Genomic DNA, 20,093 nt, shown 5'->3' with positions numbered 1-20,093 from the left:
CGTATCCTTAACACACAAAACTCACCGGCGCGCCGCCGCCAGGATGGGGGAAGATGCCCATTGGGATACCGTAAATCGCCTGCAACACATCTGCCTGCATAATGTGTTCTGGTCCACCTTCTGCAATCAGTTTGCCGCCGCGCAAGGCGACCAGATGGTCACAATAGCGAGCCGCCATATTAATATCGTGTAAGACGGTAATGACCGTTAAGCCATGTTCATGGCTCAGCGTCTGAATCAGCGCCAGCACATCCACCTGGTGGGCAATATCCAGCGCAGAGGTAGGTTCATCCAGCAACAGGCAGCGGCTGTTCTGAGCGACCATCATTGCCAGCCATGCACGCTGGCGCTCACCACCAGAGAGGCTGTCGACCAGCCGCGAGGCGAATGGCGTTAGTCCAACCCGCGCGATTGCCTGCGCGACCCGCTCGCGATCGTCCTGCGTAAAGCGCCCCAGCGCACCATGCCAGGGATAACGCCCAATGGCCACCAACTCACGTACCGTCATGCCTTCCGCAGCCGGTAACTGCTGCGGCAAATAGGCGACCTCACGGGCAAACGCTTTGCTACTCCAGCGATCAACAGGCTGTTCGTTGAGCAGAACCCGCCCTTCACTGGCCGCGTGATGCCGCCCCAGCATTTTTAACAGCGTGGATTTCCCTGAACCATTGTGCCCAATCAGCGCGGTGACTTTACCTGGCGTAAAAGCGAGAGAAACGGGATGAAGGAGCGTACGGCCCGGTACGCGAAAGCTGGCGTTATCCAGTCGGAAGGCGGTCTGTTGGTACTGCGGAAGCTGCATGGTTATCCCTGTAAACGGGCGCCGAAGCGCCCTCATCGATCAGAACCGGAACGTGGCGGTGCCGACAATTTGTCGCTCTGCGCCCCAGTAGCACGCGTATTCACGGTAGCAACTGGCAACGTAGTCACGGTTAAACAGGTTGTTAACGTTAACGCCAACCGTTGAGCCAGGCAAACCAAAACGGCCTAAATCATATTTCAACGCGGCATCGACGGTAGTGTAACCCGCGACGGTGAAGTTTTGGTTCACGTCGGGACCCGCACTGTATAATCCCTGTGTTTCGCCCACATAACGGATGCCCGCGCCCAACGTTACGCCGGACAGCGCCGTTTCATGGAAGGTATAGTCGCTCCACAGCGAGGCCATGTGCTTAGGCACCTGCACCGGGGTTTTGCCTTTGAGCTGTGTATCTTCCGTATATTCAGCATCGGTGTAGGTATAAGACGCGGTCAGGTTGACGTTGGCATTGAGGGCCGCCTTGGCTTCCAGTTCGACACCGCGAGAACGGATTTCGCCGCTCTGGATGCGGAAAAGGGTATGGTCAGGATCGGCTGTTAAATTTTTGGACTTAGTCAGTTCATACATCGCAGCCGTAACCACGACAGGACGATCTTTCGGCACATATTTCACTCCCGTTTCGTACTGCTTAGCACGCGATGGGTCGAAAGGTTGCCCGCTCACTGTCGTCCCGGCCGTTGGGATAAAGGATTCGCTATAACTGAAATAAGGCGCGATACCGTTATCAAAAACGTAGTTTACGCCGCCACGCCAGGTGAAGGCCTGATCATGATTTTTGACTTCGGTATTGGTGTCGCGATTTAACGCAGATGTCATCGCGTAATCATAACGGCTGCCTAACGTCAGCACCCAACGATCCCACGCCATTTGATCCTGCGCGTAAAGGCCGGTTTGTTCCTGTTTGTTCAGATAACGATAGGGGAAAGGCGTGCCGTTAAGCGAATCATTACCGTACTGAGGAGCAACCGCATTCAAAGGAAATGCTGAACCAAACGCTGCGTTGATATCATTACGCATGCGTTGATAATCCACACCAAGCAAAAGCGTATGGTCGAGTTGACCGGTTGCAAATTTTGCCTGTGCCTGGTTATCGACGGCGAACTCATTCAGTTTTTCGTCTGAAGTGGCATGACCTCGCGTGATTTCCTGTGTGGCGGCGTTAAATCCATTGCCATAAATGCTGCGGTAATCCGTCGTTAACTCGGCATAACGCAGGTTCTGGCGTACCGTCCAGGTCTCATCAAAACGGTGTTCAAAGCTGTAGCCGACCATTTTGGTGTTACGGGAGATGCGATTGCTCTTCTCCCCTTCATCAAAGTTGGTGGGCAGTTTGTACTGACTGCCATCAGGACGCGTAATGGGCACGACAGTGCCTTCACGCGGTAACCAGCCGTAATAACCCGTGTCCGGTTCATTCTGGAAGTAGGTCAGCAGATCCAGACGGGTGTTTTCGTCTGGTCGCCAGCTGAAGGACGGCGCGATGGTGTAGCGCTTTTGCTTGTTGTTCGCCTGCTGGGCATCCTGGCTGCTCGCCAGGCCTGTCAGACGGTAGCTGTAAACGCCTGCGTCATCGATCGCACCGCCAAAATCAAAGCCGGTGGAGTAAAGATTGTGATTGCCCATCTGAAACTGCACTTCACGCAGCGTTTCCTGGGTGGGACGTTTACTGACCAGCGCGACCACACCGCCCGGGTTGCTCTTACCGTACAGCACCGACACCGGCCCGCGCAGCAGCTCAGCCCGCTCCAGGAAATAGGGATCAATAGCGAATTCCGAGTAGTTGTCGCCCTGCAGCTTCAACCCATCGAGATACTGGTTGGTGTTGGTTTCGCTAAAACCGCGAATTGACAACGCATCATAGACGCCTGAACTGCCGCGGTTACCGGTAAGCACACCCGGCGTGTAATTAAAGGCCTGCTTCACGCTGGTGACGCTGCGCATCTCCATCTCTTCACGTGTCACCACAGAAACCGACTGCGGATTCTTTTCAATCGGCGTGTCCGTTTTGGTGCCGGTGGCGCTGTGTTTTGCGGCGATGGTGGCCGCCGGGCCCCACGCGTTTTCCTGCGCCACCGCACCACCGCCATTTGCAGATACCACCACCGTTTGTTCAGCGTAAGCCATTACGCTTGCGCCGCTGGTCACCAGGGCAATGATCAAAGCCAGAGGCCGACGCGTAAATACGCCGGATGGAGAAGCAAAAGGGATAGAACGCGCTGTCATGAAGGTGTCTCTCAAATGGGGATGATTAAGCGAATCGAAACGATAATGATTATTATAACGATTGGATAATATGCGAAGTCTCGCAATTTCTGCAAGCAGAATTCCCCGGCGTGGCGTCGTGTCACGGGCGATAACAAGGGGTTTTGATGTGGAATAAAAAAAGCACCGAAGTGCCTTTTTCATCCGCGTTTGACGGGTTATTTGCCGAACATATCTTTTATCCAGCCGGCAACGCCGTTGCTGTCTTTTTGTTCCTGCTGTTGCTGCTGCTGTAACTGCTGTTGTTGCTGGTCCTGCATCTGCTGCTGTTGTTGCATTTGCTGAACCTGCTGTTGCTGCTGCTGGCAGAGCGCATTCGGATCCAGCGTCCAGACAGGCAGCGTGCGCCATGTGCTGCTTCCTGAACCGCAGACAAAGTTACCCGCAGTATCGATGTTCATCATCGTCACATCTTCCGGCGGAGTAAGCTGCAGCGGCATCGGAGCCTGATTGTCCAGGTAGCGGCGGTAAATCTGCATCGCCCCGCTGGCACCATAGAGTTTGGTCGGCTGGTTGTTATCACGGCCAACCCAGGTGATCGCCACTTCTTTACCATCAATCCCGGCAAACCAGCTGTCGACCAGATCGTTCGTGGTGCCGGTTTTCCCTGCCAGGTGCGCATTCGGGAAACGTGCCCCCAGCGCCCGGGCGGTACCGCGATCGACGACCTGTTGCATGGTATACAGCGTTAAATAAGCCGCCTGTGCCGGTTCAACGCGCTGCGCCTGCGGGAAGCTCTGGTACAGCACAGTACCGTCTTCCGCGATGACCGAACGCACGGCTGACAGTTCTGCATGATTCCCGCCGCTGGCAATGGACTGGAAGGCCTGAGCCACTTCCACAGGCGTCAGGTTGAGTGCGCCCAGTAACATCGCCGGAACCGGATTCAGCTGATCTTTAGGCACACCCAGCTTCGTCCAGGTGTCCACCACCGCATTTAGTCCCAGCGTCATGCCCAGGTTAACCGTTGGCACGTTCATGGAGTTCGTCAGCGCATCGACCAGCATCACTTTGCCACTAAACCGCCGGTCGTCGTTCATGGGTTTCCAGATGCTCCCATTCGGCTGTTTCAGCGCAATAGGCTCATCCGCAATCCAGCTGTTCAGGCGGTAAGTGTTGGGTTGACTCAGCGCGGTCAGATAGGTGGCCGGTTTCGCCAGCGAGCCGATGGATCGGCGCGCCTGCAACGCGCGGTTATACCCGGCAAACTGCGGATCGGCCCCACCAACCATCGCGCGAACTTCACCCGTAAAGCGGTCAACGACCACCATTGCGGTTTCCAGATCTTTCAGACCGCGCTGTTTTTTCAGGGTGGGAATACCGTCTACAACGGCTTTTTCGGCCGCATCCTGAGAAACCGGATCCAGGGTGGTGAAAATTTTCACGCCCGACAGATCTTTGACTTTGTCGCCCAGTTTTGCCTGAAGCTCATTACGCACCATCTGCATAAAGGCAGGCTGTGGCGTAATCACACCGCCTTTCGGCTGCACGCCCAACGGACGGGCCGACAGCATGTCGTACAGTTCCTGATCGATCACTTTCTGCTGCTGCAGCAGGCGCAGCACCAGATTACGTCGTTCCAGGGCCAGTTTCGGGTTACGCCATGGGTTATAGAGCGACGCCCCTTTCACCATGCCCACCAGCATCGCCTGCTGATCGAGACTCAGCTCGTCAACCGGGCGGCCAAAATAGTAGAGGCTGGCCAGAGGGAAACCGCGGATCTGATCGTTACCTGCCTGACCGAGATACACCTCGTTCAGGTAAAGCTCCAGAATACGATCTTTGCTGTAACGGGCATCCATGATCACGGCCATATAGGCTTCACGGGCTTTACGCCACAGCGAACGCTCATTAGTCAGGAACAGGTTTTTGACCAGTTGCTGGGTAAGCGTACTGCCGCCCTGCACCGCTTTTCCGGCAGTGATGTTCGCCAGGAAGGCACGGCCAATGGAGTACGGGCTGATGCCGTCATGCTCATAAAAGTGGCGATCTTCCGTTGCGATTAAGGTATCCACCAACAGATCAGGGAAACCGGCACGGGGAACGAACAAGCGCTGTTCACCATTGGGTGACTGCAGCATCGTAATCAGACGAGGATCAAGCCGGAAGAAACCAAAATCACGCCCGGTTTCGACGTTCTTAATCTCACTCAGCTCATCTTTGCTGAATGTCATTCGGGCATGAATCTGCCCTTCTTTGCTGTCCGGGAAATCAAACGGGCGACGCAGCAGTTCAATGGTGTTGCCTTTGACCGAGAATTCTCCCGGACGCGTAATGCGCGAGACTTCGCGGTACTGCGTGCCTTCCAGCAGGGCAATCATTTCGCTTTTATTGTAGGCCATGCCAGGTTCGAGGCTGACCATACGACCGTAGACAGCAGCGGGCAGTTGCCACACTTTACCGTCAATGCGGCTGCGAATTTCCGAATCGAGGTATACGCCCCACGCGGCCATGACCACTACAAATACCAGGAACAGCTTAATAAACCATCCCAGCCAACGGCGTTTGCCGCGCGGCGGTTTTCCACCTTTACCTTTACGTGGCACCGGCGCTTCCTCCTCGTAATCATCATCAAAATCGTCCTGAGCGACATCACTATCGATGTCTCTGCGCCGCCCACGGCGGGCGCTGTTGCGCGGTGGCAACGGTTTTCCTTTGCGCCCAATAGGTTCGCGATCGTTCCCAGACATTGGTTTCATTCTCCAGGCATAGCTTACGGCTGCGCCGCTACTCTAACTGCTTTCTTCACTGTCGCATGGCAGAACCCTCTGAATTAAACAGCGGGCCCGCCCTGTGACGTATTCTTTTTCGTCCGCCGGGTCGGTATTGCGGAGGCCGGATCGTCGGGCCAGGGATGTTTGGGATAACGCCCTTTCATTTCTTTTTGCACATCTTTATAGGCACCGCGCCAGAACGCCGCCAGATCGCGGGTGATCTGTAAGGGACGCTGGGCGGGCGATAACAGCTCCAGCACCAGCGGCACGCGACCTTCTGCGACGGCAGGATTACTGGCTTCGCCAAACATTTCCTGAATACGCACCGCCAGCGCGGGCGGTTTATCTGCATCATAGCGAATCGGCAGCCGACTTCCGGTGGGCACAGTGTAATGAGTTGGCAGCACAGTATCCAGCCGCTGACGTTGTGACCATGTGAGCAAATGTAAGAGCGCAGTGACCAGATTGACCGACTGCAGACTCTTCAGATCCCGCACAGCGCTCATCTGCGGTTGCAGCCAGCGATCCAGCGAGTCAAGCAGGCTGGCCTCATCGACGGCGGGCCAGTTCTCTTCGGGCAGCCACTGGGCGGCACACTGGATACGTAACCGCAGTTGCTCAGCCTCCGGCGTCCATCCCAGTACCGATAACCCCTTTTTAGCGACCCAGCGTAGCAGTGCGGCCTGTAACGCCTCGGCATCTGGTCGGGCAAGCGGCTGAGTCTTCAGTATCAGTTCGCCAATCTGCTCACGGCGTAAGGTGCGCAACGTGCCCTTCTCGTCATCCCATTCCACGTCGGTACGCTGTTCGACAAGCTGTGGACAGGCCTGCGTCAATGCCGCAAGGTCGACGGGAAGGGCCAGCAGGATACGTGCATCGGGGGCGCTGATGCCCTGTAATAAGACAGGCGCAATGAGCCATTCGTAACGCGTGAGCGCCTGCTGTTCGTCCAGCCCTGCCCCCAGTCCGTTGGCTAACTGATAGCGTCCGCTGTTATCGCGTCGGCGCGCCAGACGATCGCGAAATCCCGCCGTTAACAACGCGGGAAAATGCGCGTCATCGACCCGTCCGCCTGTGACGCCAAGGCGTTTTTGCCAGTACTGCGCGCGCCGCAACCAGTGCGGTAAAGGCCGACAGAGAACATCACGTAGATCGACACTGCCCGCGCGGGGCGGATCCTCCAGCACGGCGACGAGTAGTGCCGCGCTGGCCACCGCATCGGCATCACGCCCTGCGGCACATAACATAGCGCTCAGCCTGGCATCACTGCCGAGCTGCGCCATGCGTCTGCCCTGTGTGTTCAGTCGTCCTGATTCATCCAGCGCTCCAAGGCGCATCAGCTGCTGCTGCGCTGCCCGTAAGTGCTTTTCGGGTGGCCGATCGATCCACTGTAGCTGGTCGATGTCTGTACAGCCCCACTGCAGCAGTTCCAGCCACAATGACGCGAGATCGCTGTGCAGGATTTCGGCTTCGCCCTGTGCAGGCGCCCGTTCCGCCTGCTCCTGTGAAGTCAGGTGCAGGCAGATGCCCGGCATCAGTCGTCCGGCACGTCCGGCGCGCTGCGTCATCGACGCCTGGCTGATGCGCTGAGTCTGCAACCGCGTCACGCCGCTGCGTGCATCAAACAGCGCGCGCCGCTCCTGGGCACTGTCCACGACCAGACGAATACCTTCGATCGTTAAGCTGGTTTCGGCAATATTGGTCGCCAGCACCACTTTGCGGCGTCCGGGGGCGGCAGGCAAAATAGCCTGCTGCTGAGCGGCCAGCGGAAGCGCGCCATAAAGCGGCGTTAAATCGACATCCTCATCGACACGGGTTTCCAGCTCGCGTTTTACGCGCGCTATCTCTGCCACGCCGGGCAGAAAAAGCAGCAGCGAGCCGCTTTCCTGTCGAAGCAACTGCGCGACTTCACGCGCTACCGCCTCGTCAAAACGCAGGCTCGGGCTCAACGGAGCATAACGCCGTTCGACCGGATAGCTGCGCCCTTCTGAGGCAATCAGCGGCGCGTCCGGTAGCAGCGTCGCCAGGCGAGTATTATCGAGCGTGGCTGACATCAGCAAAATTTTCAGATCGTCACGCAATCCCTGCTGAACATCCAGCAACAGCGCCAGCGCCAGATCCGCCTGCAGGCTGCGCTCATGAAATTCATCCAGAATCACCAGCGACACGCCATCCAGCATCGGATCCTGCTGCAACATGCGCGTCAGAATACCTTCGGTCACCACCTCAAGCCGGGTCATGGGTCCGCTGCAGTTTTCGCCGCGCATGCGGTAACCCACCGTGGCGCCGGGCTGTTCGCCCAGTAGCTCAGCCAGCCTCTGCGCCACGTTGCGCGCGGCCAGTCGGCGTGGCTCCAGCATGATAATGCGCCCTGACAGCGCCTTGTGCTGTAACAGCTGAAGGGGTAACCAGGTGGATTTACCTGCGCCGGTAGGCGCAGCCAGCAGGACGTTCGAGGCCTGATCAAGGGCGCTCAGCAGGTCAGGCAACACCGCGCTGACGGGGAGATCACTCACCAAAAACTCCGCTAATGGCTGTGTTAAGATGGCGCGCATTGTAGCACTCATCCGTGAGGATTACCGGAGACCGCCATGGCGTTACAGCGCTTATTTTTTGCTATTGCCCCACCCGAAGACCTGCAACAGCAACTGGTGCAGTGGCGAGCTGAGACCTTCAGTAAGGAGGCAGGTCGCCCGATTGCGGCCGCGAACCTTCATCTGACGCTGGCTTTTTTGGGCGAGGTCTCAGCGGAGACCTCAAAACAGCTGCAAACCCTGGCCTCGCGCATCCATCAGCCTGCTTTTGATGTGACGTTAGATGATGCGGGGCACTGGCCGCGCCCCGGCGTGGTCTGGCTGGGCTGTCAGCGCCCACCCCGGGGATTGCTGCAGCTGGCAAGTCTGCTGCGTGCCCAGGCCGCCCGGCACGGCTGTGAGCAGCCCGCTCAGCCTTTTCATCCACACATCACCCTGCTGCGCTCGGCGACGCAACCCGTTGCCCTGCCCCCTCGCGGCTTTCTCTGGCGCTTTACGGCCAGTCAGTTTTCGCTTTTTGCCTCAGAGTACGTAAAAGGGCGGACGCGCTACCGGACACTGGCCACCTGGCCGTTACAGTCATAATCAGGAGCCCTATGCTTTTTTCTCCCACCCTCAAACCGGCACGTCTGATTACCCGTTACAAACGCTTTCTGGCGGATGTCATTACGCCGGAAGGCGAGACGCTCACCATCCATTGTGCCAACACCGGCGCCATGACCGGTTGTGCTACGCCGGGTGATACCGTGTGGTACTCCACGTCCGACAGCCTGACACGCAAGTATCCGCACAGTTGGGAGATGACCGAGACGCAGCAAGGCCACTGGATTTGCGTGAATACGTTGCGCGCGAATCAACTGGTAAAGGAGGCGTTAAGCGAAAACCGAATTCTGCCGCTGTCGGGCTACGAAGCGTGTCGGGCTGAAGTAAAATACGGCAGCGAAAAAAGTCGAATTGATTTCCTGCTTACAGCACAGGACCGACCTGAGTGCTATATTGAGGTGAAATCCGTAACGCTTTTACAGGAAGGTAAAGGCTATTTTCCGGATGCGGTGACGATTCGAGGACAAAAACACCTGCGCGAGCTGAGTCAGGCTGCGGCAGAAGGTCATCGGGCCGTTTTGTTGTTTGCCGTTCTGCACTCGGGGATTGAGGACGTTTCCCCGGCGCGTCACATCGATGCGGCTTACGCAGAACAACTGGTACAGGCGCGGCTGAGTGGCGTGGAAATTTTGGCGTACCGGGCAGAACTGTCATCAGAAGGCATGTTTATTACAACGGCTGTTGACGTAACGTTGTAATATCACTGGCATCCTTCTGTGATAGGACTATCTTCTGTCAGGGGCCAACTACGCTGTTCCTCACAGGCTTGTCAAGATGGGCGCAGGAATAATTGCCAACCTTGACAGCTTCTGTTATTTATAGCGGCCTGTTTTTCCCCGTTGGGGGATCGATGTACCCAAGAGTGCGTCATCAATGAAGGTTAGTGTGAATATACTGGCCGATGGCAATCGAAGGGTATAGTGCGTGTTATCCAGGAGAAACAACATGCAAGAAGGGCAAAACCGTAAAACATCGTCCCTGAGTATTCTCGCCATCGCTGGGGTGGAGCCTTATCAGGAGAAGCCGGGCGAAGAGTATATGAATGACGCGCAACTGGACCATTTTCGCAAGATTCTGGAAGCCTGGCGTAATCAATTGCGGGACGAAGTTGATCGCACCGTTACACACATGCAGGATGAAGCCGCTAACTTTCCGGACCCGGTTGACCGTGCCGCTCAGGAAGAGGAATTCAGCCTGGAACTGCGTAACCGCGATCGCGAGCGCAAGCTCATTAAAAAGATCGAAAAAACGCTGAAGAAAGTTGAAGATGACGACTTTGGCTATTGCGATTCCTGTGGCGTTGAGATCGGTATCCGCCGTCTTGAAGCGCGTCCGACGGCCGATCTGTGCATCGACTGTAAGACACTGGCAGAAATTCGTGAGAAGCAAATGGCGGGCTAATGTTGCCGTCTGACTGCAGCCATGCGGCGGGAAAAGGCCCTCTTTTTCCGCCGTCTGGTTCATGAAACCTATGGCATTCTCATCCTGTATCGGGCGCTTTGCGCCGTCTCCCTCTGGTGAACTCCACTTTGGATCGCTGATCGCTGCCTTAGGCAGTTACCTTAGCGCACGCGCGCAGCATGGCCGCTGGCTGGTACGCATTGAGGATATTGATCCTCCCCGTGAAGTCGCAGGAGCCGCCACGCGTATTCTGCACCAGTTAGAACAGTACAGTTTGCACTGGGACGGTGAAGTCATGTGGCAGTCACAGCGCCATCACGCTTATCGGGACGCCCTACAGTGGTTAAGAGCGCACCGGCAGAGTTATTACTGCACCTGCAGCCGAAGCCGCATTCAGCAGCTGGGTGGTTTTTACGACGGGCACTGCCGGGATGCAGGTTCAGGTCCGGAGAATGCGGCACTGCGGTTGCGTCAGCATGCGCCGGTTTTCCAGTTTGAAGACCGGTTACGGGGCACGCTTGTGGCCGATCGGCGGCTGGCTGAAGAGGATTTTATTATCCATCGTCGCGACGGCCTGTTTGCCTACAATCTGGCCGTGGTGGTTGATGACCATCATCAGGGCGTCACCGAGATCGTGCGTGGCGCAGACTTAATCGAGCCGACGGTGCGGCAGATTGCCCTTTATCGACAGTTTGGCTGGGCCGTTCCGGATTATCTGCATTTGCCGTTGGCCATCACTGCTGACGGACACAAACTTTCTAAGCAAAATCATGCGCCCGCGCTGCCGGATGGCGATCCGCGCCCGTGCCTGGTGCAGGCCTTACGGTTTCTGGGACAGCCGGTCAGCGAAGGCTGGCAGGACGATTCTCAGGAGAAACTGCTGTCTGATGCTGTGAAGCAGTGGAATATCGCTTTGATACCGCATGATAACGCCCTGAGAGCGGATGCATAGACAACAGCATTCTCAAATGATTCACAACAGGCTATGATTAGCCGCTGATTTTACCTACACCCTAATTGTCACTGTCGAGGTGTCCCATTTTTACCCGAGTCGCTAATTTTTGCCGGAAAGTCCTGAAGCGTGATGACGAGGAAGCACCAGCAGAGGTTGAACCTGAGAGTCATATGACCATCATTCCTCGTGAAAGCCACACCATCTCACGTAAAGACATCAGCGAAAATGCCCTCAAGGTGCTGTATCGTCTGAATAAAGCCGGTTATGAGGCCTACCTGGTGGGCGGTGGCGTTCGCGATTTACTGCTGGGGCAGAAGCCTAAAGACTTCGACGTGACCACAAACGCCACGCCGGAGCAGATGCGTAAACTGTTCCGCAACTGCCGTCTGGTTGGCCGCCGTTTTCGCCTGGCACATGTGATGTTTGGTCCGGAAGTGATCGAAGTGGCTACGTTCCGCGGTCATCATCAGATTGAAGAGAACAGCGAAGATCACAATAATTCCCAGCGTGCCCAGAGCGGTATGCTGCTACGGGACAATATTTTCGGCAGTATTGAAGATGATGCCCAACGGCGTGATTTGACCATTAACAGCCTGTATTACAGCGTGGCCGATTTTTCGGTGCGGGATTATGTTGGCGGCCTGAACGATCTGCAACAAGGCATCATTCGGTTGATCGGCGATCCGGAAACACGCTATCGCGAAGATCCGGTGCGCATGCTGCGCGTCGCGCGCTTCGCGGCCAAACTGAATATGCGCATTGCTCCTGAAACGGCAGAGCCCATTCCCCGCCTGGCATCGCTGTTACGCGATGTACCTGCTGCGCGCCTGTTTGAAGAGTCGCTAAAGCTGCTTCAGGCCGGTTATGGCTACAGTACCTGGCTAAAACTGTGTGAATATCAGTTATTCCAGCCGCTGTTCCCTACGCTGGCACGCAACTTTACCGAACAGGGCGACAGCCATATGGAGCGCATGCTCGCCCAGGTGCTGAAGAATACGGACAACCGCATTCAAAATGATATGCGCGTCAATCCGGCGTTTCTGTTCGCGGCCATGTTCTGGTATCCGCAGCTTGAAGCCGCCGAGCGCATTGCGCAGGAAAGCGGCCTGACTTATTACGATGCGTTTGCCCTGGCGATGAATGATACGCTGGATGAAGCCTGCCGTGCGCTGGCCATTCCTAAGCGCATTACGTCGCTGATTCGTGATATCTGGCAGTTGCAGTTACGCATGTCCCGTCGTCACGGTAAACGCGCCTGGAAGCTGATGGAGCATCCGAAGTTCCGTGCGGCTTATGATCTGCTGGCCCTGCGGGCTGAAGTGGAAAATAACCCGGAGCTGCTGCGCCTGAGTAAGTGGTGGGGAGAGTTCCAGGTCGCTGCGCCGCCGCAGCAGAAAACCATGCTCAACACGCTGGGAGACGATCCGGCACCGCGCAGCCGTACGCGCCGCCCGCGTCGTCGTTCTTCCGCGCCCCGTCGTGATAACTCTAACGCGTCATGACGCGCGTTTATCTGGCATTAGGCAGTAACCTTGCCGATCCGCTGCATCAGATTGATGCAGCGTTGTCAGCGCTGGATGCGCTCACCGATGTTCAGCGCATCGCCACCTCGTCCTTTTACCGCACGCCACCTTATGGCCCACCCGATCAGCCCGATTATCTCAATGCGGCGGTAGCCCTTGAGACCACCTTGTCGGCTGAGGCCTTACTGGATGAGACGCAGCGCATCGAGCGGGAACATGGCCGGGTGCGCAAAGCCGAGCGCTGGGGGCCACGCACGCTGGATATTGATATTATGCTGTTTGGTCCAGAGCAGATTCACAGCGAACGCCTGATCGTCCCCCATTACGATATGCTGAACCGTGCGTTTATGCTGGTGCCGCTGCTGGAAATTGCGCCCGATCTGCGCCTGCCTGATGGCCGTCCGCTCCAGCCGCTTATGGCAACGCTTGACTGCGCCAGCATCCGTCCCTGGCACAGCTGACCATCTATTCGCGCGTCACAGATTCCGCTCAGCAACGCGATACAGTAAAATGCGTCCATCTGAATTTCTGAGCTGAGATCGTCATGAAACCCACCACCCTTTCTCATCTGCGTCAGTGCAAAGCGAGCGGTAAAAAATTCGCGACGCTGACCGCTTACGATTTTAGTTTTGCCCGCCTGTTTGCTGACGAAGGCATTCAGGTTCTGCTGGTTGGTGACTCGCTTGGCATGACGGTGCAGGGTCATGATTCCACGCTGCCCGTCACGGTAAGTGATATTGCTTACCATACCGCCGCCGTCCGTCGTGGTGCGCCTCACGCGCTCCTGTTAGCCGATTTGCCTTTCATGAGTTATGCCACACCACAGCAAACTTTTGATAACGCGGCGCAGCTCATGCGCGCCGGGGCCAATATGGTGAAGCTGGAAGGCGGCGCATGGCTGGCCGACAGCGTGCGCATGCTGACCGAACGCGCCGTGCCCGTGTGTGGTCATCTGGGCTTAACGCCACAGTCCGTAAATATTTTTGGCGGCTATAAAGTGCAGGGACGTGATGAAGCCGGTGCAGAGCAGCTTATGGCTGACGCGCTGGCGCTTGAGGCCGCAGGCGCACAGCTGATGGTGCTGGAATGCGTACCGGTGGCCCTGGCCCAGCGCGTAACGCAGGCACTGGCGATTCCGGTGATTGGTATTGGCGCAGGCAACGTGACCGATGGACAAATTCTGGTGATGCACGATGCGTTTGGCATTACCGGTGGACATATCCCTAAATTTGCAAAAAATTTCCTGGCGGAGACAGGCGACATCCGTGCCGCCATTCGCCGCTACATTGCTGAGGTTGAAGCAGGAAGCTACCCCGCAGCGGAACACAGTTTCCAGTAATTCAGGAGAATGGCAGTGCTGATCATCGACACTCTGCCCATGCTGCGCCGTGAAGTGCGCCGCTGGCGTCAGCAAGGTAAACGTATTGCGTTAGTGCCCACGATGGGCAATCTGCACGAAGGGCATTTAACGCTGGTAGATGAAGCGCGTGAGCGGGCCGATATTGTGATCGTGTCGGTTTTCGTTAACCCGATGCAGTTTGATCGGCCTGACGATCTGGCGCGCTACCCGCGCACGCTGCAGGAAGACTGTGAGAAACTGAACCGCCATGCGGTGGATGTCGTCTTTGCGCCCTCGCCTGCTGAGGTGTATCCACACGGGCTGGCTAATCAGACCTTTGTCGAAGTGCCGGTGCTTTCATCTTTACTGGAAGGTGCCAGTCGTCCCGGCCATTTTCGCGGCGTGGCGACCATCGTCAGCAAGTTGTTTAATCTGGTTCAGCCCGATATCGCCTGCTTCGGCGAGAAAGATTTCCAGCAGTTAGCCATCATTCGTAAAATGGTGGCAGACATGGGGTTCGATATCGAGATTGTCGGCGTGCCTACGGTGCGAGCCAGGGACGGTCTGGCCCTGAGTTCACGTAACGGCTACCTCACTGAAGATGAGCGTAAGCTGGCACCTGGCCTCAGCCAGGTGATGAATGCGATGGCCGCCCGACTGGCTAATGGTGAACGGCAGATTGACGATATTATTGAAGACGCAACGCGGTCGCTGCAGGAAAAAGGATTGCGTCCGGATGGCCTGGCCATCTGTGATGCGGAAACGCTGCAGCCTCTGACGGTGGACAGTCAGCGAGCCGTCGTGTTAATGGCCGCCTGGCTGGGGAATGCACGGCTGATCGATAATCAACAGGTAGACCTCACGCAGTAGTCTTGCAGGCTGAGGGTCACTCTTTTTGGCTGTATAACAAGGTTTCTGACTATGATTCGCACGGTTTTACAAGGCAAACTGCATCGCGTTAAAGTCACGCAGGCGGACCTCAACTATGAAGGCTCCTGCGCCATCGATCAGGATTTCCTTGATGCTTCTGGCATCCTGCAATATGAAGCTATCGATATTTATAACGTGACCAACGGTCAGCGTTTCTCTACTTATGCCATTGCCGCTGAACGCGGATCGAAAATCATTTCGGTCAACGGTGCGGCCGCGCGCTGTGCCTGTGAAGGCGACATCCTGATTATCTGCTCGTATGTCCAGGTCGATGATGCAGAAGCGCGCCAGTGGCAGCCTAAAGTGGCCTACTTTGAAGGTGATAACCAGATGAAGCGTCTGGCGAAAGCCCTGCCGGTGCAGCTGGCCTGAGTCTGGTCGCATAAAAAAAGCAGCGCTAACGCTGCTTTTTTTTCGCCGGTATCAGGTCCGCAATCCGCGGCCCCGCTGAATCAGAAAATACACGGCGATATAAAACACCACGATAAAGGCAATCAGTACCGACATGGTCAAGGTCAGAGGAACATCGTGAATGCCCAGAAAGCCAAAGCGGAAACCGCTGATCATATAAACCACCGGATTAAGTTTTGATACTGCCTGCCAGAAGGGCGGTAACAGCGTCAGCGAATAAAACACGCCGCCCAGATACGTTAGCGGTGTCAGCACAAACGTGGGGATCAGGCTGATATCGTCAAACGTGCGGGCAAACACCGCATTAATCAGTCCCGCCAGCGAGAACAGTACCGCGGTTAGCAGTAGCGTAATGGCCACCATCAGCCATGAATGCACATGAAACGGCACAAAGAACAGCGAAACGGCGGTCACCAGCACACCGACACAGATCCCGCGCGCGACGCCGCCGCCGACATAGCCAGCGATAATAATGTGCGTCGGTACCGGTGCCACCAGCAACTCTTCAATATTGCGCTGAAACTTGGCGCTAAAGAACGACGATGCCACGTTGGCATACGCATTGGTGATCACCGACATCATAATGAGCCCTGGCACAATGAACTGCATATAGCTGAAGCCGTTCATATCGCCGATGCGCGCACCGATGAGGTTACCGAAGATGATAAAATACAGCGTCATGGTGATCACGGGCGGCACCAGCGTCTGGATCCAGATGCGGGCGAACCGGTTCACCTCTTTGGCCCAGATGCTTTTTAACGCCACCCAGTACAAATGTGTCATGCTTTTGCTCCTGTTTTTCCTTGCGTCAGGCCGACGAACAGCTCTTCCAGACGATTCGCTTTATTACGCATACTGAGAACCTGAACGCCCTGTGCGCTGAGCTGGCTAAACACGCTGTTCAGCCCCTGCTCACGCAGGACTTCAACTTCGAGCGTCGAGGTATCCACTAACCGGTACTGGAAACCTTCCAGCGACGGTAACGGGCTGCGCGGGGCCAGATCCAGAATGAAGGTTTCGGATTTGAGCTTCGACAGCAGGGATTTCATTGAGGTGTTTTCAACCAGTTCACCATTTTGAATAATGCCGATATTGCGGCACAGCATTTCCGCTTCTTCAAGATAGTGAGTCGTCAAAATGATGGTCGTCCCCTGCGCATTCAAATCTTTCAGGAAAACCCACATCGACCGACGCAGTTCAATATCCACCCCGGCGGTAGGTTCATCCAGAATCAGCAGTTTGGGCGCGTGCATCAGAGCACGGGCGATCATCAGACGGCGCTTCATCCCGCCAGACAACATGCGCGCCCTTTCGTGACGTTTCTCCCACAGGTCGAGCTGTTTAAGGTACTTTTCGGCCCGCTGAAGGGCCTCACGGCGCTCAACACCATAGTAACCGGCCTGGTTCACCACGATCTGCATGACCGTCTCGAACGGGTTGAAATTGAACTCCTGCGGCACCAGGCCCAGCTGGCGTTTGGCATTGACGACATCTTTTTCCAGATCGTAACCAAAGACGCGGACGCTGCCTTCCGACTTATTCACCAGCGAACTGATAATCCCGATGGTGGTCGATTTGCCCGCGCCGTTGGGTCCCAGTAGCGCATAAAAATCACCGGCTTCGACGTTAAGATCGATGCCCTTGAGCGCCTGTACGCCGCCGGGATAGGTCTTGGTCAGCCGGGAAAGTTCCAGTGCATAGGTCATTCTGAATACATACCCTGTTTTATGGCATTGTAATGCCGTTTGAATTTAGGAAGCCTTCGCCTATAGTACGCGCACGCAAATGCGCAGTAACAGGTTGCTTAACGCCATGACAGACATTGATACCCTGATCAGTAATAACCGCGAGTGGTCCAGATTACTGGTCAAAGAAGATCCTGGTTTTTTTGAGCGACTGGCTCAGGCGCAAAAACCACGTTTCCTTTGGATTGGCTGTTCAGACAGTCGCGTCCCCGCAGAACGTCTGACCGGTCTTGAGCCAGGTGAACTGTTTGTCCACCGTAACGTTGCCAACCTGGTTATCCATACCGATCTTAACTGCCTTTCTGTGGTGCAGTACGCGGTTGAAGTGCTGGAAGTTGAACACATCATCGTGTGCGGCCACTATGGCTGCGGTGGCGTGCAGGCTGCCATGGATAACCCGGAGTTAGGGCTCATTGATAACTGGCTGCTGCACATTCGCGATCTCTGGTACAAGCATAGCGTGTTGCTGGGTGAACTGCCGCCCGATAAACGTCTGGATAAACTCTGCGAAATCAACGTTGTTGAGCAGGTCTACAATCTGGGGCATTCCACCATCTTGCAATCGGCCTGGAAGCGTGGACGTAAAGTCTCGCTACATGGCTGGGTCTACGGTATTCAGGATGGCTGCCTGCGTAACCTGAATGTTACCGCGAACAGCCGCGAAAACCTGGAGCAACGCTATCGTCACGGCATGGCTAACCTGTTAGTCAGTGGCGATTTTCACCGCCCCTGACGCACGCGCGCGACAAGCCTACACGAATCCAGAGGTCAGAGCCTTGGAAGAATGTGCGGTCACTCGCCTGAGGATTCGAGGGGAACCACTTTGCCAATGTAAGGCAGATGGCGATAACGCTGCGCATAATCGATGCCAAAGCCCACCACGAATTCATCAGGGATAGCAAAGCCCACGAATTCAACCTGAACGTCGACTTCACGGCGTTCAGGCTTATCCAGCAGCGTACAGATGGCCAGGGATTTTGGCTCCCGCAGACGCAGGATTTCCCGCACTTTGCTGAGCGTATTGCCTGAGTCAATGATGTCTTCAACGATTAACACGTCTTTACCGCGGATATCCTCATCCAGATCTTTGAGGATTTTGACATCGCGACTGCTGGACATCCCGCTGCCGTAACTGGAGGCGGTCATAAAATCCACTTCGTGCGGCACGTCAATCACGCGGCATAAATCCGCCATAAACATAAATGAGCCACGAAGTAGCCCTACCAGCACCATATCGCTGCCGCTGTCGCGGTAGTGGTCGGTAATTTCTTTGCCCAGTTCCGCGATGCGCGCGGCGATTGCCTGCTCAGGGATCATTACGTCAACAGTGTGTTTCATTGCCTTCAGCCCGGTCTCTCACAAAGCCACGCAGTCTACCATAACAGAAGTCCCTACTGACGCCGCGCAGAGAACGCAAACGTTTACGTGCACTAAAAATCTTCACCTGTGTGCAGGCAGTTGCACAAACAGCATTACCTTAGAACAACCCGGCATTTAGCCGCATTAATAGCTGCATGATACGATTTTATCGACATATCGTTATGCAGTTAGCGACCTTATTGGGAGATCTCAATGACTTCACCCTCAAGTAAAAAAACGCACGTCGGCGACCGCCCACTGCATCCCGAAACACAAATGCTGAACTACGGTTATGATCCGCGCCTGTCTGAAGGGGCCGTGAAACCGCCGGTCTTTTTGACCTCCACCTTTGTGTTTAACAGTGCAGAAGAAGGCCGCGATTTTTTTGATTATGTTTCCGGCCGCCGTCAGCCTCCCGAAGGTAAAAGTGGCGGACTGGTGTATTCCCGCTTTAATCATCCCAACAGTGAGATTGTTGAGGACCGCCTCGCTCTCTACGAACAGGCCGAAAGTTGCGCGCTGTTTGCCTCCGGCATGGCGGCCATTTCGACGGCGTTGCTGACCTTTACGCGACCAGGGGAAGTGATTTTGCATTCCCAGCCCCTGTACGGCGGTACGGAAACGCTGCTCAGTAAAACCCTGCACAACCTTGACATTCATGCGGTGGGTTTCACTGACGGGCATGATGAAGCCAAAGTGCGCGAGGCCGCCCAGCGTGCAATGGCGCAGGGACGCGTCGCCATGATCCTGGTGGAAACGCCGGCAAACCCGACGAACAGCCTTGTGAATATCGCGCTGATGGCCCGTATTGCGGACGAGATCGATCGTCAGCAGGGTTCACGCCCGGTCGTCGCCTGTGATAACACCTTACTGGGGCCGATTTTTCAGCAACCGCTCACGTTGGGCGCGGATTTATCGCTGTATTCCCTGACGAAATATGTGGGCGGTCACTCTGACCTGATTGCGGGTGCGGTGATGGGAAACAAAACACTTATGTCGCCGATCCGCGCTCTGCGTAGCGCTATTGGCACTCAGCTTGATCCGCATTCAAGCTGGATGATTGGCCGTTCGCTGGAAACGCTGTCGCTGCGCATGGAAAAAGCCTGTCATAACGCTGAAACCGTCGCCGCCTTTTTACGTACACATCCTGATGTCGCCGCCCTGCACTGGTTACCGTATCTGGATGCAGACAGCCCGGCAGGCAAAACCTATCGGGAACAATGCACCGGGGCCGGTTCAACCTTCTCTTTTGACATTGTCGGCGGACAACCTGCAGCGTTTCGTTTCCTGAATGCTCTGACGCTGTTTAAACAGGCCGTCAGTCTGGGCGGGACAGAATCGCTTGCCAGCCATCCTGCCACCACCACCCATTCTGGCGTGCCGGATACAGTGCGTCAGCGCATCGGGATCACCGACGCGACGATACGCTTATCCATCGGTATCGAGAACGCCGGGGATCTGGTGGAGGATATCCGTCTGGCGCTGGCGCAGGCCTGA

The 20,093-nt window shown here is 56.0% G+C and carries 18 protein-coding genes; 11 read left to right on the top strand and 7 right to left on the bottom strand.

All coding sequences use genetic code 11. The annotated features are described in order from the left end of the window. Positions 1 to 7: 7 nt before the first annotated feature. From fhuC to hrpB, 4 genes are all read right to left on the bottom strand, one after another. Complete coding sequence (gene fhuC / locus C1N64_RS06655) at positions 8 to 802, bottom strand: Fe3+-hydroxamate ABC transporter ATP-binding protein FhuC (RefSeq protein WP_039338691.1); 795 nt, start codon at positions 800 to 802, stop codon at positions 8 to 10. A 39-nt stretch (positions 803 to 841) separates the two neighbouring features. Beyond that, positions 842 to 3,043, bottom strand: a complete 2,202-nt coding sequence (gene fhuA / locus C1N64_RS06650) for a ferrichrome porin FhuA (protein WP_367143297.1) — start codon at positions 3,041 to 3,043, stop codon at positions 842 to 844. Between the two features lie 197 nt (positions 3,044 to 3,240). Further along, positions 3,241 to 5,772: a bifunctional glycosyl transferase/transpeptidase gene (gene mrcB / locus C1N64_RS06645; protein WP_039338694.1), complete on the bottom strand. Its 2,532-nt coding sequence runs from the start codon at positions 5,770 to 5,772 to the stop codon at positions 3,241 to 3,243. An 83-nt stretch (positions 5,773 to 5,855) separates the two neighbouring features. Continuing rightward, the gene (gene hrpB / locus C1N64_RS06640; RefSeq protein ID WP_367143299.1) at positions 5,856 to 8,351 is read right to left on the bottom strand and encodes an ATP-dependent helicase HrpB; all 2,496 of its coding nucleotides are present in this window, start codon (positions 8,349 to 8,351) and stop codon (positions 5,856 to 5,858) included. A gap of 36 nt (positions 8,352 to 8,387) precedes the next feature. Here hrpB and thpR point away from each other — a divergent pair, with 36 nt between their 5' ends. From thpR to panD, 9 genes are all read left to right on the top strand, one after another. Beyond that, positions 8,388 to 8,915 (top strand): RNA 2',3'-cyclic phosphodiesterase, encoded by a 528-nt coding sequence (gene thpR, locus C1N64_RS06635; RefSeq protein WP_394515344.1) that lies wholly within the window; start codon positions 8,388 to 8,390, stop codon positions 8,913 to 8,915. An 11-nt stretch (positions 8,916 to 8,926) separates the two neighbouring features. Beyond that, positions 8,927 to 9,631, top strand: a complete 705-nt coding sequence (sfsA, locus tag C1N64_RS06630; RefSeq protein WP_110267840.1) for a DNA/RNA nuclease SfsA — start codon at positions 8,927 to 8,929, stop codon at positions 9,629 to 9,631. Between the two features lie 247 nt (positions 9,632 to 9,878). After that, positions 9,879 to 10,334 carry an RNA polymerase-binding protein DksA gene (dksA, locus tag C1N64_RS06625; RefSeq protein ID WP_006117731.1) on the top strand — a complete coding sequence of 152 codons (456 nt, stop codon included), beginning with the start codon at positions 9,879 to 9,881 and terminating at the stop codon, positions 10,332 to 10,334. Between the two features lie 70 nt (positions 10,335 to 10,404). Then, complete coding sequence (gene gluQRS / locus C1N64_RS06620; RefSeq protein WP_110268090.1) at positions 10,405 to 11,286, top strand: tRNA glutamyl-Q(34) synthetase GluQRS; 882 nt, start codon at positions 10,405 to 10,407, stop codon at positions 11,284 to 11,286. 86 nt (positions 11,287 to 11,372) lie between these two features. After that, positions 11,373 to 12,791 (top strand): polynucleotide adenylyltransferase PcnB, encoded by a 1,419-nt coding sequence (gene pcnB, locus C1N64_RS06615; RefSeq protein ID WP_203232196.1) that lies wholly within the window; start codon positions 11,373 to 11,375, stop codon positions 12,789 to 12,791. After that, entirely contained in the window at positions 12,788 to 13,273 is a 486-nt protein-coding gene (folK, locus tag C1N64_RS06610; protein WP_033740291.1) for a 2-amino-4-hydroxy-6-hydroxymethyldihydropteridine diphosphokinase, read from the top strand. Before pcnB ends, folK begins: the two co-directional genes overlap by 4 nt. Positions 13,274 to 13,356: 83 nt before the next feature. After that, a complete protein-coding gene (panB, locus tag C1N64_RS06605) occupies positions 13,357 to 14,151 on the top strand; it encodes a 3-methyl-2-oxobutanoate hydroxymethyltransferase (protein WP_033740290.1) in 795 nt (264 codons plus the stop codon). A gap of 15 nt (positions 14,152 to 14,166) precedes the next feature. Beyond that, entirely contained in the window at positions 14,167 to 15,021 is an 855-nt protein-coding gene (gene panC / locus C1N64_RS06600) for a pantoate--beta-alanine ligase (RefSeq protein ID WP_006117725.1), read from the top strand. 51 nt (positions 15,022 to 15,072) lie between these two features. Further along, positions 15,073 to 15,453: an aspartate 1-decarboxylase gene (gene panD, locus C1N64_RS06595; RefSeq protein ID WP_033740289.1), complete on the top strand. Its 381-nt coding sequence runs from the start codon at positions 15,073 to 15,075 to the stop codon at positions 15,451 to 15,453. Positions 15,454 to 15,504: 51 nt separating this feature from the next. Here the strand turns inward: panD and C1N64_RS06590 are convergent, their stop codons facing one another. Together C1N64_RS06590 and C1N64_RS06585 are read right to left on the bottom strand one after the other, a co-directional pair. After that, positions 15,505 to 16,275 carry an ABC transporter permease gene (locus C1N64_RS06590; RefSeq protein ID WP_006117722.1) on the bottom strand — a complete coding sequence of 257 codons (771 nt, stop codon included), beginning with the start codon at positions 16,273 to 16,275 and terminating at the stop codon, positions 15,505 to 15,507. Then, the gene (locus C1N64_RS06585) at positions 16,272 to 17,198 is read right to left on the bottom strand and encodes an ABC transporter ATP-binding protein (RefSeq protein ID WP_006117721.1); all 927 of its coding nucleotides are present in this window, start codon (positions 17,196 to 17,198) and stop codon (positions 16,272 to 16,274) included. The genes C1N64_RS06590 and C1N64_RS06585 overlap by 4 nt, the downstream gene beginning before the upstream one ends. Positions 17,199 to 17,304: 106 nt before the next feature. Between C1N64_RS06585 and can the strand changes: the two genes are divergently transcribed. Then, complete coding sequence (gene can, locus C1N64_RS06580; RefSeq protein WP_033740288.1) at positions 17,305 to 17,970, top strand: carbonate dehydratase; 666 nt, start codon at positions 17,305 to 17,307, stop codon at positions 17,968 to 17,970. Between the two features lie 59 nt (positions 17,971 to 18,029). Here the strand turns inward: can and hpt are convergent, their stop codons facing one another. Beyond that, on the bottom strand, positions 18,030 to 18,575 hold the full coding sequence (gene hpt / locus C1N64_RS06575) for a hypoxanthine phosphoribosyltransferase (protein ID WP_006117719.1): 546 nt from the start codon (positions 18,573 to 18,575) through the stop codon (positions 18,030 to 18,032). A 234-nt stretch (positions 18,576 to 18,809) separates the two neighbouring features. On the opposite strand from hpt, the gene C1N64_RS06570 reads away from it, so the two are divergent. After that, a complete protein-coding gene (locus tag C1N64_RS06570) occupies positions 18,810 to 20,093 on the top strand; it encodes a cystathionine gamma-synthase family protein (RefSeq protein ID WP_185199902.1) in 1,284 nt (427 codons plus the stop codon).

This window comes from Pantoea sp. SGAir0215, from assembly GCF_043543215.1.
This window is presented reverse-complemented; position numbering and strand designations above follow the sequence as displayed.

Coding starts and splice junctions, on each gene's coding strand:
- fhuC (WP_039338691.1), bottom strand. CDS start 802: ATGCAGCTTCCGCAGTACCAACAGACCGCCTTCCGACTGGATAACGCC.
- fhuA (WP_367143297.1), bottom strand. CDS start 3,043: ATGACAGCGCGTTCTATCCCTTTTGCTTCTCCATCCGGCGTATTTACG.
- mrcB (WP_039338694.1), bottom strand. CDS start 5,772: ATGTCTGGGAACGATCGCGAACCTATTGGGCGCAAAGGAAAACCGTTG.
- hrpB (WP_367143299.1), bottom strand. CDS start 8,351: ATGCGCGCCATCTTAACACAGCCATTAGCGGAGTTTTTGGTGAGTGAT.
- thpR (WP_394515344.1), top strand. CDS start 8,388: ATGGCGTTACAGCGCTTATTTTTTGCTATTGCCCCACCCGAAGACCTG.
- sfsA (WP_110267840.1), top strand. CDS start 8,927: ATGCTTTTTTCTCCCACCCTCAAACCGGCACGTCTGATTACCCGTTAC.
- dksA (WP_006117731.1), top strand. CDS start 9,879: ATGCAAGAAGGGCAAAACCGTAAAACATCGTCCCTGAGTATTCTCGCC.
- gluQRS (WP_110268090.1), top strand. CDS start 10,405: ATGGCATTCTCATCCTGTATCGGGCGCTTTGCGCCGTCTCCCTCTGGT.
- folK (WP_033740291.1), top strand. CDS start 12,788: ATGACGCGCGTTTATCTGGCATTAGGCAGTAACCTTGCCGATCCGCTG.
- panB (WP_033740290.1), top strand. CDS start 13,357: ATGAAACCCACCACCCTTTCTCATCTGCGTCAGTGCAAAGCGAGCGGT.
- panD (WP_033740289.1), top strand. CDS start 15,073: ATGATTCGCACGGTTTTACAAGGCAAACTGCATCGCGTTAAAGTCACG.
- C1N64_RS06590 (WP_006117722.1), bottom strand. CDS start 16,275: ATGACACATTTGTACTGGGTGGCGTTAAAAAGCATCTGGGCCAAAGAG.
- C1N64_RS06585 (WP_006117721.1), bottom strand. CDS start 17,198: ATGACCTATGCACTGGAACTTTCCCGGCTGACCAAGACCTATCCCGGC.
- can (WP_033740288.1), top strand. CDS start 17,305: ATGACAGACATTGATACCCTGATCAGTAATAACCGCGAGTGGTCCAGA.
- hpt (WP_006117719.1), bottom strand. CDS start 18,575: ATGAAACACACTGTTGACGTAATGATCCCTGAGCAGGCAATCGCCGCG.
- C1N64_RS06570 (WP_185199902.1), top strand. CDS start 18,810: ATGACTTCACCCTCAAGTAAAAAAACGCACGTCGGCGACCGCCCACTG.